The 14,280-nt window shown below is 59.5% G+C and carries 18 protein-coding genes and 1 pseudogene; 1 reads left to right on the top strand and 18 read right to left on the bottom strand.

The genetic code is table 11. From position 1 onward, the window contains the following. Nucleotides 1-8 precede the first annotated feature (8 nt). The 4 genes from E3U26_RS12820 to E3U26_RS12805 are packed head-to-tail and all read right to left on the bottom strand — an operon-like array spanning nucleotide 9 to nucleotide 1,513. Entirely contained in the window at nucleotides 9-212 is a 204-nt protein-coding gene (locus tag E3U26_RS12820; RefSeq protein ID WP_499105862.1) for a hypothetical protein, read from the bottom strand. A 13-nt stretch (nucleotides 213-225) separates the two neighbouring features. After that, nucleotides 226-468: a hypothetical protein gene (locus E3U26_RS12815; protein WP_499105861.1), complete on the bottom strand. Its 243-nt coding sequence runs from the start codon at nucleotides 466-468 to the stop codon at nucleotides 226-228. A 2-nt stretch (nucleotides 469-470) separates the two neighbouring features. Next, entirely contained in the window at nucleotides 471-1,145 is a 675-nt protein-coding gene (locus E3U26_RS12810) for an SOS response-associated peptidase (RefSeq protein ID WP_499105860.1), read from the bottom strand. A 53-nt stretch (nucleotides 1,146-1,198) separates the two neighbouring features. Next, entirely contained in the window at nucleotides 1,199-1,513 is a 315-nt protein-coding gene (locus E3U26_RS12805; protein ID WP_499105859.1) for a hypothetical protein, read from the bottom strand. Nucleotides 1,514-1,585: 72 nt separating this feature from the next. On the opposite strand from E3U26_RS12805, the gene E3U26_RS12800 reads away from it, so the two are divergent. Then, nucleotides 1,586-2,788 (top strand): DNA polymerase Y family protein, encoded by a 1,203-nt coding sequence (locus E3U26_RS12800; RefSeq protein WP_499105858.1) that lies wholly within the window; start codon nucleotides 1,586-1,588, stop codon nucleotides 2,786-2,788. A gap of 5 nt (nucleotides 2,789-2,793) precedes the next feature. Here E3U26_RS12800 and E3U26_RS12795 read toward each other — a convergent pair whose 3' ends face one another. The 14 genes and pseudogenes from E3U26_RS12795 to E3U26_RS12730 form a co-directional block, all read right to left on the bottom strand. Next, complete coding sequence (locus E3U26_RS12795; RefSeq protein ID WP_499105857.1) at nucleotides 2,794-3,105, bottom strand: H-NS histone family protein; 312 nt, start codon at nucleotides 3,103-3,105, stop codon at nucleotides 2,794-2,796. 46 nt (nucleotides 3,106-3,151) lie between these two features. Beyond that, the gene (locus tag E3U26_RS12790; protein WP_243785688.1) at nucleotides 3,152-4,213 is read right to left on the bottom strand and encodes a TrbL/VirB6 family protein; all 1,062 of its coding nucleotides are present in this window, start codon (nucleotides 4,211-4,213) and stop codon (nucleotides 3,152-3,154) included. Continuing rightward, complete coding sequence (locus E3U26_RS12785) at nucleotides 4,210-4,704, bottom strand: hypothetical protein (RefSeq protein ID WP_243785687.1); 495 nt, start codon at nucleotides 4,702-4,704, stop codon at nucleotides 4,210-4,212. The genes E3U26_RS12790 and E3U26_RS12785 overlap by 4 nt, the downstream gene beginning before the upstream one ends. Beyond that, nucleotides 4,697-5,698, bottom strand: a complete 1,002-nt coding sequence (locus tag E3U26_RS12780; RefSeq protein WP_499105856.1) for a P-loop NTPase family protein — start codon at nucleotides 5,696-5,698, stop codon at nucleotides 4,697-4,699. Before E3U26_RS12780 ends, E3U26_RS12785 begins: the two co-directional genes overlap by 8 nt. 11 nt (nucleotides 5,699-5,709) lie before the next feature. Continuing rightward, on the bottom strand, nucleotides 5,710-7,110 hold the full coding sequence (locus E3U26_RS12775) for a TraB/TrbI/VirB10 family type IV secretion system protein (protein WP_499105855.1): 1,401 nt from the start codon (nucleotides 7,108-7,110) through the stop codon (nucleotides 5,710-5,712). Continuing rightward, nucleotides 7,107-7,820 (bottom strand): TrbG/VirB9 family P-type conjugative transfer protein, encoded by a 714-nt coding sequence (locus E3U26_RS12770; RefSeq protein WP_499105854.1) that lies wholly within the window; start codon nucleotides 7,818-7,820, stop codon nucleotides 7,107-7,109. Before E3U26_RS12770 ends, E3U26_RS12775 begins: the two co-directional genes overlap by 4 nt. Continuing rightward, nucleotides 7,817-8,521 (bottom strand): VirB8 family type IV secretion system protein, encoded by a 705-nt coding sequence (locus E3U26_RS12765; protein WP_499105853.1) that lies wholly within the window; start codon nucleotides 8,519-8,521, stop codon nucleotides 7,817-7,819. Before E3U26_RS12765 ends, E3U26_RS12770 begins: the two co-directional genes overlap by 4 nt. 7 nt (nucleotides 8,522-8,528) lie before the next feature. After that, nucleotides 8,529-9,311 carry a TrbJ/VirB5 family protein gene (locus E3U26_RS12760; protein ID WP_499105852.1) on the bottom strand — a complete coding sequence of 261 codons (783 nt, stop codon included), beginning with the start codon at nucleotides 9,309-9,311 and terminating at the stop codon, nucleotides 8,529-8,531. Nucleotide 9,312: 1 nt separating this feature from the next. Continuing rightward, on the bottom strand, nucleotides 9,313-10,485 hold the full coding sequence (locus E3U26_RS12755; RefSeq protein WP_499105851.1) for a lytic transglycosylase domain-containing protein: 1,173 nt from the start codon (nucleotides 10,483-10,485) through the stop codon (nucleotides 9,313-9,315). After that, nucleotides 10,454-10,684: a hypothetical protein gene (locus tag E3U26_RS12750; protein WP_243785680.1), complete on the bottom strand. Its 231-nt coding sequence runs from the start codon at nucleotides 10,682-10,684 to the stop codon at nucleotides 10,454-10,456. Before E3U26_RS12750 ends, E3U26_RS12755 begins: the two co-directional genes overlap by 32 nt. Further along, nucleotides 10,674-13,052 (bottom strand): VirB4 family type IV secretion/conjugal transfer ATPase, encoded by a 2,379-nt coding sequence (locus E3U26_RS12745; protein ID WP_499105850.1) that lies wholly within the window; start codon nucleotides 13,050-13,052, stop codon nucleotides 10,674-10,676. The genes E3U26_RS12750 and E3U26_RS12745 overlap by 11 nt, the downstream gene beginning before the upstream one ends. Continuing rightward, a complete protein-coding gene (locus E3U26_RS12740; RefSeq protein WP_036743822.1) occupies nucleotides 13,042-13,320 on the bottom strand; it encodes a VirB3 family type IV secretion system protein in 279 nt (92 codons plus the stop codon). The genes E3U26_RS12745 and E3U26_RS12740 overlap by 11 nt, the downstream gene beginning before the upstream one ends. 5 nt (nucleotides 13,321-13,325) lie before the next feature. Beyond that, nucleotides 13,326-13,643, bottom strand: coding sequence for a TrbC/VirB2 family protein (locus tag E3U26_RS12735; RefSeq protein WP_499105849.1), 318 nt, complete (start codon nucleotides 13,641-13,643; stop codon nucleotides 13,326-13,328). After that, nucleotides 13,640-14,260: pseudogene (locus tag E3U26_RS12730) on the bottom strand (lytic transglycosylase domain-containing protein). Before E3U26_RS12730 ends, E3U26_RS12735 begins: the two are co-directional and overlap by 4 nt. Nucleotides 14,261-14,280: the final 20 nt, after the last annotated feature.

The following is a 14,280-nucleotide window of genomic DNA, read 5'->3' as shown; positions in this document are numbered from 1 at the left end:
GCTTTTTTCTACACATCATCAGGTGGGAAGGTTACCGACTGACCAGCGGCCTCCACGATCTGGTAGCTCGCTGCGAGCAGCTCATCCAAGGCCATGGCAATTTCGGATCCGTGATGTTCCCGGACAGGATCTGTTATGTCCTGGGGAGCATCACCGAGGCCGGTCAGTGCTGCCAGAAGCTGATTTATCAGGTCGTTGGGAATATCTGCCATATCACGGCCTCGCTTACTTTTCGGGATCGGTATAGATTACGGTCCCGGCTGGTCCACCGCTCGCGAGATCTGACGCCATCGACAAAGCCGCGTTGCGGCTGTCGACGATGAAGGAAGGCACCAGCTCGTCGTCACCGGGCACGTCCCCCAGCAGCGGCCCTTGGACGAACCAACGCCCACCATCGCCTGGCCCGTGGACCTGGACGTTCCACACATCGCCGGCGATTTCGTCGGGCATGTCCTCTATGATTGCCATCTTCACTCTCCATTATCCGTAAGAACGCCGAAGCCCTGTCTTGCGATCCGCATACGCTCGGCCGGGTAGGGCCGCAGCAGCGCGGCCGCCTCGGCCGGCGAGCCGTGCAACCAGGTTTCGTAATCCTCGGGATCGAGGATGACGGGCATCCGTGTCGGATGAACCGGCTCGACCAGCTCGTTGGGCGAAGTCGTCACCATCGTGTGCGTGGTCCAACCGCCTTCATCGCCCTCGATGCCGGGCTGACCGCTTCGCCACAGGCCCGCGAAGGCGAAGATGGGGCGAGGATCGGTCCCGACTAGAGCAAACCAGAAATCTTTTGCCGGATTGCGGCCCTTTGCTTCCCGGAAGCTGGTTCCGGGGATCAGGCATCGCCGGTTCAGAAAGCTGTCTTTCCAAAGGCCGGATTTAGTCAGCTTGTCGTCGCGGGCATTGTTCCAGGCGTCCGGCTTCAGCGACTTGCCGGTCTTGGCCGACACCTTGGGCGTCAGGAACCCCCAGTGAGCCGAGATCAGCTCGCGGGTTCCGTCTTCGCCCAACCGAAGGATCGGAGCTTCATATTTGGGCCAGATGGCGGGAAGGGGTTCTGCGTTGCCCAAATAGTCGCGGGTCGGATCGACGGCGAAATGTCGGCGCGTGCTGTCCTGGCTCGCTAACATCGCATAAAGATTGCACATCGGCCTCTCCTTTGCTTTTCAGCCTGCGAGCGGAAATCCGGTCTCGTCAATGCCTATCCCAATCTGCCGCCATAGGCTTCAGCCAGCAGGTCGGCAACACGGGCAAGCTCTGCCACGCGCAGCGTCGGCGCTTTGATAGCTGCGGCGCGCGCCCATGCTGCGCGCAGCATGGCACCCTTGGGATGGTCACGACTGGCGAGATCGAGCGCCGGGCCAACATCCATGTCCCGAACCGGATCATGCTGCCCGGCACGTCGCGCGGCGCGCTTCAGCGTTTCGAGGGCATGGAGCAATTCTTCCCGGCCCGCGATCTGTTCTGACCACGAACCGCCGAAGGCGACATTGCGAAGCTGACCAGACCTGTCCATTTTGCCCCCTTGATGCAGTAGAACAAAGATAGAACATTAGTTGCGACCTGCCTATCCGCGAAATCTAGTGCCATGCCCCTTTTCCGCGTCCTTTATCTCGATATGAACTCGTTTTTCGCTTCGGTCGAACAGCATCTCGATCCGGCGCTACGCGGCCGGCCGGTGGCGATCACCGCCGTCGATTCGGACGCCGGGGCCTGCGTTGCGGCCAGCTACGAGGCGAAAGCCTATGGTGTCAAAACCGGCACCCGGGTTGCTGACGCCCGCCGCTTGTGCCCCGGCATCGTGTTCCGCCCGAGCCGGCACCGGCTCTATGTGCGCTTCAACCTGGCCGTCGCGGACGTTCTGGACCGCCATGCCGAACTGACCCACATTCGGTCGGTCGATGAATTTCAGCTTGCGCTTTCCGGCGAAGCGCAGACGCTGGACGGTGCGGCCGAGCTTGTGGCGCGCCTGAAGGCGGCCGTCGCTACAGAGGTTGGCCCCTGTCTACGCTTTTCCGCCGGCGTTGGACCGAACCATTTGCTCGCCAAGTTGGCGGGAAAATTGGAGAAGCCAAACGGCTTTCAATGGCTGTCGGCCGAGAACATGCCGGGCAGGATCGCGCACCTGGCGCTGGATGATCTGCCGGGCATCTCGCGGGCGATGAAGGACAGGCTGATGCGTGCCGGCGTCTATGACGTGGTGCAGCTCTGCCAGCTCGATCCGCGTCACGCGCGAATGATCTGGCGGTCAGTCGAAGGCGAGCGGTTTGTTCGGATGCTCCAGGGGATGGATATTCCGCTGACCGCGACGCAACGGGGCGGTTTCGGGAACAGCAAAATCCTGTCGCCGGAATTTCGCGACCCGCTGCGGGCCTACATGGTCGGACGCTGGTTGGTCGAGAAGGCAACCGCACGGCTGCGCCGGGACGGCCGCGTAGCCGGGCGTTTCAGCTTGTCAGTCTCGATGCTGGCCGGCCCGGTTTGGTCGCGCGGGGTGTCGTGCTTCCCAAACCAGGACACAGCGTTTTTTCTGCGCCTGCACCGCGCTCTATGGCGGTCGCTTTGGCGTAACGTGCGACCAGGCCGGGTGATAGCGGTCGGCGTCCAGCTCGGGGACGTGTCTCTGCTGGGCGAGCGTCAAGGCGACCTGCTGAAGCCACTGGCCCCGGCGGAACGGACACGCGGCGAACAGGTGTCCGCCGCGGTCGATCAGATCAATGCCCGGTTCGGTGACGGTGCAATCACCTATGGGATTAATACCCCCCACCCAGGCTTCTTCGAGAGAGGGTAGGGCAGTCAGATCGCAAGGTCATCCAAGCTACGGCCCTCATCGAGCCTGGCCTGGACCCACCGGGGCTTTCGGCCTCGGCCGCTCCAGGTCAGCGTCTTGTCCTCGGGATCGGCGTATTTCGGTGCAACAGATCCTTTCGCCTTCGGGATCTCACCCACAAGATCCTTCAGCGAAAAGCCGAACTGGCTGGCGGCTTCCTTCGCCGCGTCAACGGCTTTCTGTTTTTGCCGTGTCTCATAGGTCTCGATCTGCCGGCCGACCTGTTTGTGCAGGTTGCGCAGCTCGGACAAGCTCATGGCCTCAAGGTCAATGCTCATCCCCAACTCCTATCGAAAAAGCGGCCTGGGAAGCCTTCTCGTTATCCTATTTTCGCAACAGCCTGGCTCTTTCCTGCATCCGATTGAGCGTTACTGCAACCCCCGTCGAGGCTCGCTGCACAGAGGGATGCGCGGCCAATGCTTGCCCGGCACGGCCAAGGGCGTTCTGACCGCGAATTGTCTCACCGGGTAGTTGAGCAAGGCGTTTTGCAGCTCCGAAGGACTGCATACCGGCACTTGCCATTGAACCGAGAGCGCCCGTCCCAAGCCGCGCAGCTGCCACAACTCCGATCTGCTGAAGGTTTCCAGAGACCGAGGACACAAGCATTGGCAGAAGGAATACACACAAGCCAATTAATGCCTCAAGCATTAGAAATGGGATGAAAGCCCCGATGCTACCGAAGGTATCGGTTCCAATATCGGAAATCATCTTATTCCCCATTCCTATCATGATGGAAAAAATAGAGGCTATGAATATTGGATAGAGCGCCCAGCTAACGCACGATGATGCCCAACGCTCAAAATAGTTTTTAGTATTGTCGAAAAGCGTCATGGCGATTGCTATAGGTGCGAGACCGAGAAGAACGGTTATGACGACTTTTGGGAAGATGATTCCGACAGTAGCCAAAGCCCCGATTATTACCAATCCAACTGTGCACGCAAAGCCAATAAGTCCCCCCATAAGCCATCCGCCGAACTCTGAAGCAATGTTTGTCGAAGCTTCAGACATTTTTACAATAACGTGGTCGATGGCGGACCCAAAGCCGTCAGCGATAGTGGAGCCACCCCAAGAGGAACCGGCAGAATCCAAAATTTGTGCAGCAAGGGCTTCAATCGCTTTAATGATTGCATTCGCTACATTCCAAAACTGGTTCCAGTTCCATGCAAAAATCCCGATCAATGCCAGTTTGATCATCAACCCTATCGCCGAGGGCCATGAAATAGGTCGAAGCTGCATCATCATGTTGATGCCGACTAAGGACACGGCAAGGACTGCCATGTATCCAACCAACGTGCCTGAAGCCGTCACCAGTGACAAAAACGTGCTTCGGGCCACATCGGTAAGAAAAGATTCTGCGGTAGTAGTTATATATTCAACAATCTTCATTTTCTCCGCCCCCAATATTGCTCACAAACATCAAGGGCCGGCTTATTCAATTTAGACGCCTCTGACGACTTGGCGTATACTGTTTCGATAAAGCTATCGCCATCGGAGTTGGCGATTAAATCATTGAATTCTGCTTCTGCATTATCCCACGACGGGAACTGCACTTCACAAGCGCAGGAATTACTTTCAAGAATGGCATTCTTTCTTCCTATCTCATATAGGTCGATCAGTAGAGTAACCTTATACGTGTCTTTGGGAGCTGCATCGACTGCCCATGCCGGGCGCGCTGGTCTGACACATCCGTCCCTTGTGACGCGAGAGCCTGCCTTTCGATTACCGATGCTTGGAATCGTCATGTCCATCTGCCCCGCTTGTTCACTAGGCACCGTTTCAGCTTTCGGGGATGCCGCCCCGAAAAAGCTTATCGCAGCCACTGCACCCGCTGCGAGAACGGCCACGCCCCCGATAACGGTCATCTTCGTGCTAAACATCTGCGGGGCCTCCGTGGTCGATGCTGTCAGGCAAATAAAACTCCAAGACGCCGCGATCACCCCCAGCCCGGCCAGTCTGGATCACCACGTCAATCGAGCTTTGGATGTAGCGCAGCGTATCGGCATATGTGAGCGGCAGGTCTGCCTTCAGAGCCATGATCGCCAGCTTAGCCAAGGCCAGCTTTGGCGTCTCGGCGTGAATCGTCGTCATGGACCCGCCATGCCCCGTGTTGATCGCCTCGATGAAGGTCATCGCCTCGCGGCCGCGAACCTCGCCCACGATCAGCCGATCCGGGCGCATCCGCAGGCATGAGGTTAGCAGAATGTCGGGCGTTCGGGCCTTGCTGTCACGGTCAGCGATCAGCGTCACCACATTCGGTTGCCCTGGCACCAGTTCGGCTGCGTCCTCGATGGTAATCATGCGCTCGTGGTCCGGCACGAACGAGAGCATTTTCCGGGCAAAGACTGTCTTTCCGCTGTCCGTGGCCCCCGAAATCAGGGCGTTCATTTTTCTGTCCACGATGAAGCGCATTGCACCGTCGATGTCGCCGTCCCCAGCCAGCTTCCTCAGATGCTGCTTCATTTCCACACGGGCGTCATCCACGGAAAATTCGCGGCCGTGCAGGAATTTCACTTCGATCTGATCCAGCGGTAGCGTCGAAAAGAATCGCAAGGAAATGGCAGCGCCCATCAGGACCGCGGGTTCGCTGACCACCTGCGCCCGCACAGGGCGGCCTCGATACTCAACCGAAGTCGAGATGATCGGGGACTCCCGACCGATGGTCAGCTTTCCGGCGCTGGCAATGTGGCGGCCGAGATCGTCGAGCTCGATGCGGGTCATTGGTGCGCGGTCCATTGGCTGCATAGAAGCATCGCCATGCTCAAGGCACCAAATTCGCCCATCAGGATTGATGGCGATTTCAACCAGTTTGGGGCTGTCGATAACAGCCCCAATCCGCGAAAGCGCCTCGTCAAGATAGCTGCCGTGTCTCATGTCGTTCATGCTTAGAAAATCTCAAGGTCGCGATCCACCATGACAGTGATCCGGGTGCCCTGGGGCACCGTGATCGTCGGCGGCATGTTGATGTATTTACCAATGGCCGCGTCCGTCGCGCCGCCCAGGGCGTCAGTCACCCCGGAAACAGCCTGGGTGCTGCCGCCGCCCGTCGAGATCGTGACGCCGCTGCTGTCGTTGCCGTTATCCTCGATAATCGCAGGTATGGCCGAGATTGTCGAAATCAGCGCCGCAGCTCCAAACCGCTTGAGGAAATGGTTGTTGACCTTGCCGGTGGTTCCAGACCGGCCCAAAGCATCGCCACCGAAGGAGCTGATCTGCACCGATTGGTTGTCGGGCATGATGATCCGTTCCCATGCGACCAGAAGACGGCTTTGCCCCGTATCCAGATCAGAGGAATAGCTGCCGATCAGCTTGGAGCCGCGCGGGATCAGGACGCGCGATCCATCATAGGCGACAACATCGGTCGTCACCTGTCCCCGGATCGGACCTTCGAGCGTGGAATCTATGGCCGTTTCGAGGACAGCCTGAATCATCGTCCCCTGCGTCACGGTGTTGCTCGGGTTGACGATGATTTCCGCGCGCTGCACCTGCACAGGCCGACCGGCATTGCGAACGAACTGCGCGTCATCGCTAAGTTTCGCAGCCTGCTGTTCTGCCGCAGGGTCGCCACCCATCATACCGCCGATCGCACCCGCTGCCTCGCTGCCGACGCCGCCACCGCCTATGGCGATCATCGAGGATGTGAGGCGCTGCTGTTCAAGCTGGGCAGCCTCGTCAGCCGCCTGGCGCCGTTGCGCAAGAAGATCCTCGTTGCCGCCTGGTGCAAGACTTTGCCCGCCATGAAGGCGCAGCATGTCCATTTCGTTGTTCAGACCAGCGATTTCCAGATCACGACCTTGGATCGCATCCTGCAACTCGCGCTCGCGCGCCTCGGCCTGTTGCCGGAGCTGGTCGAGTTCTTCGCGCATCGCGGCCAGGGCGTCGTCATCGACTTGCGGGGCCTCGGCCGGCTGTTTCTTCAGCCCGTCGATTTGCTCCTGTAGGCTGCGGATCAGATCGACCACTTCGCTGTTGTCGCCAGTCTGCACCGGCTCTGCCTCGGGTTCGGGTGCAGCTTCCGGCGCTGGTTCGGCCCGTTGGGGGCGGTTCAGGTCGCCAAAGCCGCTACCTTCCGTCTGAAATTCGCTGGCCTGTCGAATCGGCAGGTCGCCCTCGCCCTCGGGCTGCGAATAGACATAGACGGCGCCGGCCAGGACGGCGGCACCGCCCAGCATGAGAGCCATTTTTCCCGCACTCGGCTTCGGCTTGGATTGCACCGGCCCGGCCGCTCTCTCGCCCTGAAGTTCAGCGAGGCGCTTACGCAGGGCATCATTTTCCTGATCGCTCATTTCACCAACCTCACAGCTTTCATCATGCCGACAGTCGTTTCCACCTGCCCCAAGCGAAGCACCCAAAACGGGCTGGTGCCTGTGACACGAACGGTTCCGTCCGCCATGGTCGTGGAATTGACAGTGATTTCCTGCCCGGTCGTGACCTTGAAGATGGCAGGCATTTCACCGTTGCGGCGGAATTTGAAGTAGGTGAATGCGCCGTCATCCCACACCTGCGTTGGGCTGGCGGCATTGATGATGTTCGCGCCATAATCATGGTTGGCCGGCCCGCGAACGATCTGGCGATTTGCAGGGGTGGAGCTGCCCGATCCGCGGGGATAGGTGAACCGGACGACAGAGAATTGCGCCCTCGGGGATTCCGAAACCTCGAAGTAATACTGCCGCTTGTTGGTATAGACGTTGATGTTCGTCGCCGCGCCGCTGACTGTCGGCTTCATCACGAAGGCGCTTCCGCCCGGCACAGCATCGAAGTTGAAGCTGACCGTATCGCCCGCGATCACGGACGTGATCTGTTCATCGGGGCCAAATTCCACCGAAGTCACCCGGCCCATTTGGGTCTGAACCCGATACACCTGACCGTCCACCCATTGCGCATAGCGAACCCGGGCGTCGAGATTACCAGCCCTGGGCGTGACTTCCGCCAGTGCCGAAGATGCGCCAAACCCTGCGGCAAACATGCCGATGGCAAAACCCAATGCGAGCTTCATTGGTGATCCTCCAACCTGTCAGAAGCAATGCCGTATTCGTAAACAGTGAAGCCGAAGGGATTGGTCCAGACTTCATCGAGAGAGCGGGCCTCGGTCGTTTCGTAGCGGAAAGCGAGCGTCACCGTGAAAAGCCCCTGGGTCACGCCATCGTCGTCGGCCAGGCGCTTCCTGATGCGCACCGTCGCCCGATCTTCCGTGATCAGGGTGACGGAGAGGACTTCCACGTCCATGCGGGCGCGGGGACCATATTTCCGCTCGGGATAGTCCGGGTTTTCTGACGACCAGAGGCTGCGCATCGACTCAAGCGCCGCGCCCGAGGATCTTTCCAGGACCGAGCGCACCCGCACATCGTTGTCGAGCTGGTTGAAAGTTTCGCGGTCCCGGACATAGGAATAGACGAGCGAGTGCACCACGGCGTCGCGCTGCTGAATCGAAATCGCTTCCAGGTTCACCATCGGCAGCGCCCTCCCGGTTGAAGGGTCGAACGGCACCAGGGCGGGTGCCGGCGTTTCACGGCTGACCGCCACAATAGCGGCCATGATGCATCCGAAGGCGCCGAACACCCAGCCTGCGGTGCCGTATTTCTTCCAGAACGCTTCCCGGCGGGCCGAGCCGTAGATCAGCTCTTCCTCGATCACACTAGCTTGTTCCCTGGCGACGACTGGCGTGGCTTGCGCCTTTTTGTTCTTGAAATTGAACATTATGGCCTCACTTCATGTCCGGGATGGTGAAGTCCATCATCTCTTGTTCTTGTGCCCAGGCGCTCGCCTGCGACACGTCCGACATGCCCATCCCGTAGCTCTGCATGGCGAGAAGCTGATTGTTCAAGATCAGCTCCTTGACCGCTTCGCCCATCATCCTCGTGTTGAGGTCGATGGCCTCTTTGATGCCGGTCTGCTCGGGAATCTCGCCAACCAGCGTGTCGAGACGCTGCAAGCTGACGGCGCTTTCGCGCTGCACCGTATCCGCGGCGGCCGCGACGACCGCGCCTGTCGTTGCCTGCGTGGCCGCCCGCTGCTGCCCCACATCGGCCGATTTCCCCATCTGTTCGACGCGCGCGGGATCGAGACCGGCCTTGGTCATCGTGGCTTGCGCAGAGGACTTGATGGCCGTCCGATACCCCGAGGACAGCCCCGACCAGTCACCTGACGAGGCCGACGAGGCGGTCTGAAGGATGCTGGTCATCTTTGGGTCCAGCACCTTGTCGAGCGCGCCGCCCATGAGAAGGCCCTGAATATCGGCCTTCCCCGTTAGGACCGCATAGATGCCCTGAAGCTCGCTTGTCTGCTTTTCCAGTTCGGCAAGCTGGTCAACCAGCTTGTTGAGCATATCGGTCTGGATGCCGTAGTCTTCCAGCATCCGCTTGATCTGGTTGATCTGCTGCGCGATGGACTGGGTATCGACGGTAGGAACGCCTTGGGCGTGGAGCGCAACCGGCGAGGCGAGGGCAATACCGGCGCAGAAAAGAAAGTGTTTGATAGCTTTCGGCATCTTACAGATCCTCTTGTTCAAAATTCATCATCTGCCGCTCTTGCGCGTAGGCCGAGGCCGCAGCGATCTGTTCGGCAGTAAGGGGTTTGGAACGGGTGGCATTGAGACGGGTGCGCATGACCAGAAGCCGGGCGAACTCCGCCCGAACATAGCTGTTCAGCGCCATCGCCTCTGCAGCATTCGCCGTCTTGTCGATCCTGGACATGACTGCATCGAGGCGCGTCATCGCCACCTGCATGTCCTGCATGACTTCATCGGCGTAGACCGCCGTGGCGCCGCCGGTCATCGCCATTTCAGCGTTCGCCATATACGACGCCTCGATGGAGCCGATCTGGTCGGCAGCACCAAGTTTTGACATATATTCCCGGTATTTGTTCGGGATCACAGTCACATAGTTCTGCGTTTCCTTGAACGGCGGGACGCCGCCGTGCTTCTGCACATTGCCCGGCCCGGCATTATATGCGGCAAGGGCAAGGATCATGTCGCCGCCGAAGCGATTGAGTTGCTGGGCCAGATAGCGCGCACCACCAACCGCCTGCACATAGGGATCATGTTCATAAGTGCCGCGAATGCCGAGGTCGGACGCGGTGCCGGGCATGATTTGGGTAAGACCATAGGCCCCGACTGGCGAACGGGCATAGGGATTGAAACGGCTTTCCTGCCAGATCAGGGCTTGCAGCCAGCATCGCCACTGGATCAGAGACAGGCCAGCGTTCTGAAGGTGGTGCGTGTCCTGTGCGGCGCGGATGATGATCTGTTCGACGCTTTCGCGTCCATCACCGAACAGACGTTCAGCGGCCGCGCTGTTCTCGGCTCGGTAAGCCGTCCCGGCGGCATCCGCAGCGCCGGCTTCGCCTTCCAGTCCCGAAACCATGGCAGAGGTATCAGCGCCGCCATTCGGCAGCGTCATGCCCTCTTTCACAGCCTCAAGCTCTTCACGCTGCCGCTGTTCGGCTTCGAGCTGTTTCCTCGCTTCCTCATCCTTCTGACGCTGAAGCTCAAGGTCCGCTTCCATCTGGGCCGTAATCTCGGCTTCCTTCGCGATCTTCGCCGGGTCCACCACCGGGACGCCCTGGGCTACGGCGGCGGTAGAGAGAAGCATTGCGACCAGGCCGCCGATGGCCGGTCGCGCAAAGGCCAGATTATTGCACAACATTGTAAGGCCCGTCTTCAACCGCCCCTTCATAAACGCCGACCTTGCGAACGGCGTCCTGGCGAGCCTCGGCCCACAGCTCGGGCAGCGGGCGGAGGTTGCAGGTCAGGTCGCCCCTTGCCGTGAAGCATTTGCTTTTGATCGGCTGCGATTGGGTTCCAGCGCAGGCAGAGACGGCAAGGGAGGCCATAAGGGTCAACAAAACATGTTTACGCATCATCAAATCCTTTCCAGAAATCGGGGCGGGTGCGATAATCGGCGCCAACCAGAGCCTCACCGGCTTTCATGCCGCCGAGGATCGTCAGGAGCTTGCCGAGTGCCGACAGGTCGGTGTCGATCACGTGGGAGCCGTCATCCGCGCGAAGCAATGCGACCCGCGACCCCGGATTGACCCCCATAAGAATTTCAAGCTCTTTTTCGTTCAGGCCGAGGCCGTCATAATCCGATACCGATGCCTCTTTGTTCGGCAGCATCATCTTGGTCGGGAGAGCCTGCAAAAGCGTTCGGCCATGTGCAGAGGCATTAAGCTGGTGTGCAAACTGCGTCATCATCACGACGACTGTGTTTTGCTTCCGGGCCGTGACGAGCCAGTTCTCAATGCGAGCGGCAAAATAGTCGTTGTCGAGCGCCTTCCAGGCTTCGTCGATGATGATCACGGTAGGTTTCTTGTCCTCGATCTTCCGCTCGATCCGGCGGAAGATGTAAGACAGCACCGCCATCCGCGCCTTGTTGTTCTCGCTGTCCAGAATATCGGTCAGGTCAAATCCGACGAACTGCCCGTCCAGCGAGAAAGTGTCCTCACGTTCACGCCCGAAGATCCATCCGAACCTGTGCCCGTCCGTCCATTCGTTCATCCGGTCGGCAAGCGCCCCGCCGTCAGGCGTGGCGGCAACGAGCTGCGCGAATTCCGTCCAGGTCCGAAGGTTGAGGTTTCGGGCTTCGGCATTTTGTCGCACGGCGGCGCGCACAGCGCGCGACTGCTCGGGCTGCAACTGGCCGTGGCCGCTTTCCATCAGGTGGATGAGCCAGTCGCTCAACCACTCTTGGCCGGCCGTGTCCGTTTCCACCCAAAGGGGGTTCAATCCAGTGCGTTCGCCGGCGCGCAGCTCGGAATACTTTCCGCCCAAAGCCCTGACAGCCATTTCCATGCCGCGCCGGTAGTCGAAGACGAACACCCTGGCACCGACGCGCTGTGCCTGCGCGGCCAAGAACGCTGCCTGGACGGACTTGCCAGAACCCATGCGGCCGAGAATGAGCGTGTGCCCGTTGGTCGGTTCCTTCCCAGGATCGCCTTCCTCGTGGAAGTTGAAGCGGTAGGCGCTGCGGGTGATTGTCGGGAACCATGTGATCGGCGTCCCCCACGGCACATTGCCCCCGGACTTTCCCATAGCCGCACGATGAAGCGCAGCCATGTCGGCAAACTGTTCGTTCGTGATGGCCCCTTCGCGGATACGATAGGCCCGGTTGCACGGATGCTGCGAAAAATAGACTGTGCGCGCAGTATAGCCCTGCGTCACCATCTTGACCCCGGCGGTCACGGCAATGTTGCGGATTTGCGAGCTGATTTTTGCGAGTTCGTCCTCGCTGTCAGCATAAATTGCGACTGCCATCTGGTGATGGCCGAATGTCACTTCACCGGACGCCAGCCGGTTTTGCGCTTCTACAAGCGCATTAACCAAGTTCTGCGCCTTGTCGTTAATGGCTTCCCGGCGGCGAAGTTCGCGCGAAAGCCGTTCTTCCATGATGCTGTTGTTGATCGGCGTGAAGTAATTCGACACCACCATATCAACCGGAAGGTCCAGTTCATCGAACATGGTCACGAAGGATTCGCGCGGATATTCCTTGATGCTGTAAATCATGCCGACGCGGTCCGGCAGGCTTCCACCCGTCAGAAAGATCTTGTCGCCCTTGAAGGTGACGCGAGTATTCGACACGGCCTCGGCAACCGTTCGGTCAAGGGTGTTATGGAAGGTCGGAACCTCGATCCCGGTATTGATGCTTTCGAGGAACCCCAGCAATTCGCCGCTCGATGCCGTGAGAACGCGAGGCTCCATGTTCGACAGTGCGGTTCGCAGAAACTCAACGACCTCGTGAAGCTGGACCACCTGTGCATTGACCTGGCTGGCAAGCAGTTCGCGCGACTTGTTCAGGCTGAACGGGATCTTGGATAGCACATCGGGGCGCTTGATGACGGTGATCGTGATCGTGTGTTCGCGCAGGTTTTCCCGCTGCATGTAGCCCTGCCAGCGCCGGTCGATCTGTGCCGCGAAGCTATCTCCTGCGACTGGCGGCAAGGACGTGTCGATCCGGCGCGAAACCTTGTGGACCGTGTAGGAAAACTTGTCGCCGGTCTGCGCGATCACGCTGGCGAAAATATCCTTAATTCTGTCCAGCATTTCATCGGCAACAGTCAGACTGTTCAGGCCGGAAACGCGGATGCACTGGAAGAACTCATTCCCTTTGGTGCGAATGGTATGGTCATCGACCAGCGAGACATAAGGCAACTTCGAGGCAACGGATTCCTCTTTGCGGACCCATTGCGGCAGTATTTCCAGTGCGGCCGGGCCGATTGGCAAATTACGGTTCATAGGAATCAGCCCCCCAATGATCTCTGTTTTTGGTGCGGCGGGTTTTCTTGCTCACGATGGTCACAACATCGAAGAAATGGGGGTCCCATTCGGCTGCGAGCCAGAAAGCCGGGTAAATGAGGGCCGAGACCGGAATCATCCAGAAGCTCTCGGCCCACACGAATCCGATGACGGACCCTGCCATCCAGATCACGGCATAGAACATCGGCAGGCCCATGAGGCGAGGCGGACGGATGAGACCGAGAAAGAGCAGGGACCGTCTAACCATGGCGGTTATTTACCCCACATGGCGTTGACGATGGTTGCTGCACCCGCGACGATGGCGATGCCTGCAACGACATAGACTACGGTGCGGAAATCCACATAGCCCATCAGCCATGCCACACCGATGCCGATAACGGCGAGCGTCGCCATCGCTTTCCCGAGCGGGCCGGTCAGCGTCGTGGCAATGCCCACGAGGATATTCGTGATTGGGCTCAAATTGATCGTACCTGCGGCCAATGCAGGTGAAGTGCTGACGGCGACCAAGCCGGCGACGAGCACCATGAAAATTGCATACTGCCAGGCTGAAGCCGGCACCATCTTTGTCATAGCATGTCTCCTGACAAACGGTTGAAAATGGCCATCACCTTGCGGACGTGGCCGATGGTTTCCCGATACGGCGGTATGCCGCCGTGCCGTGAAACAGCTTCCGGGCCGGCGTTGTAGCCGGCCAGGGCCAGCTCTTTCGTGCCGAAGCGATCCAGCAGAGAGAGCAGGTAGCGGGCAGAACCGTCGAGGTTCTGGTGCATGTCGTGGGGGTTGACCCCGAGAACGGCGGCGGTGCCGGGCATGAGCTGCCCCAAGCCGATGGCGCCAACGTGGCTGCGGGCTTTCGGGTTGTAGGCGCTTTCGACCTCGATGTTGGCGCGGAAGAAGAAGCGCCATTCGTTGACGGTCAGTCCAGACTTTCGCAATGCCGGATGGCCGCCATAGCGCATGGCCGTGCTTTCAATGGCGTCGATCACTTCCGGGCGTCCAACGACACGGCGGGGCACCGACACATCACCGCCCGGCCGCTCAAGAAGCGTCAGCGAATTTTGTGGGAGCGATGCCTCACGCTCATTCTGGGGAATGATTGGGGCGCCGTTTGCCCCGTAATGCCGTGCGAATGATGAGCTTTGTTGGCGGTATTCGAATGATCCACTCGCACCGGGGACGAGGACCATGCCTTCGGCGGAAGCCTGAA

This window comes from Paracoccus ferrooxidans, assembly GCF_029909815.1.
GTDB classification, from domain to species: Bacteria; Pseudomonadota; Alphaproteobacteria; order Rhodobacterales; family Rhodobacteraceae; genus Paracoccus; species Paracoccus versutus.
Note: the sequence above shows the minus strand (reverse complement) of the source record. Positions and strands in the feature narration are given on the sequence as shown.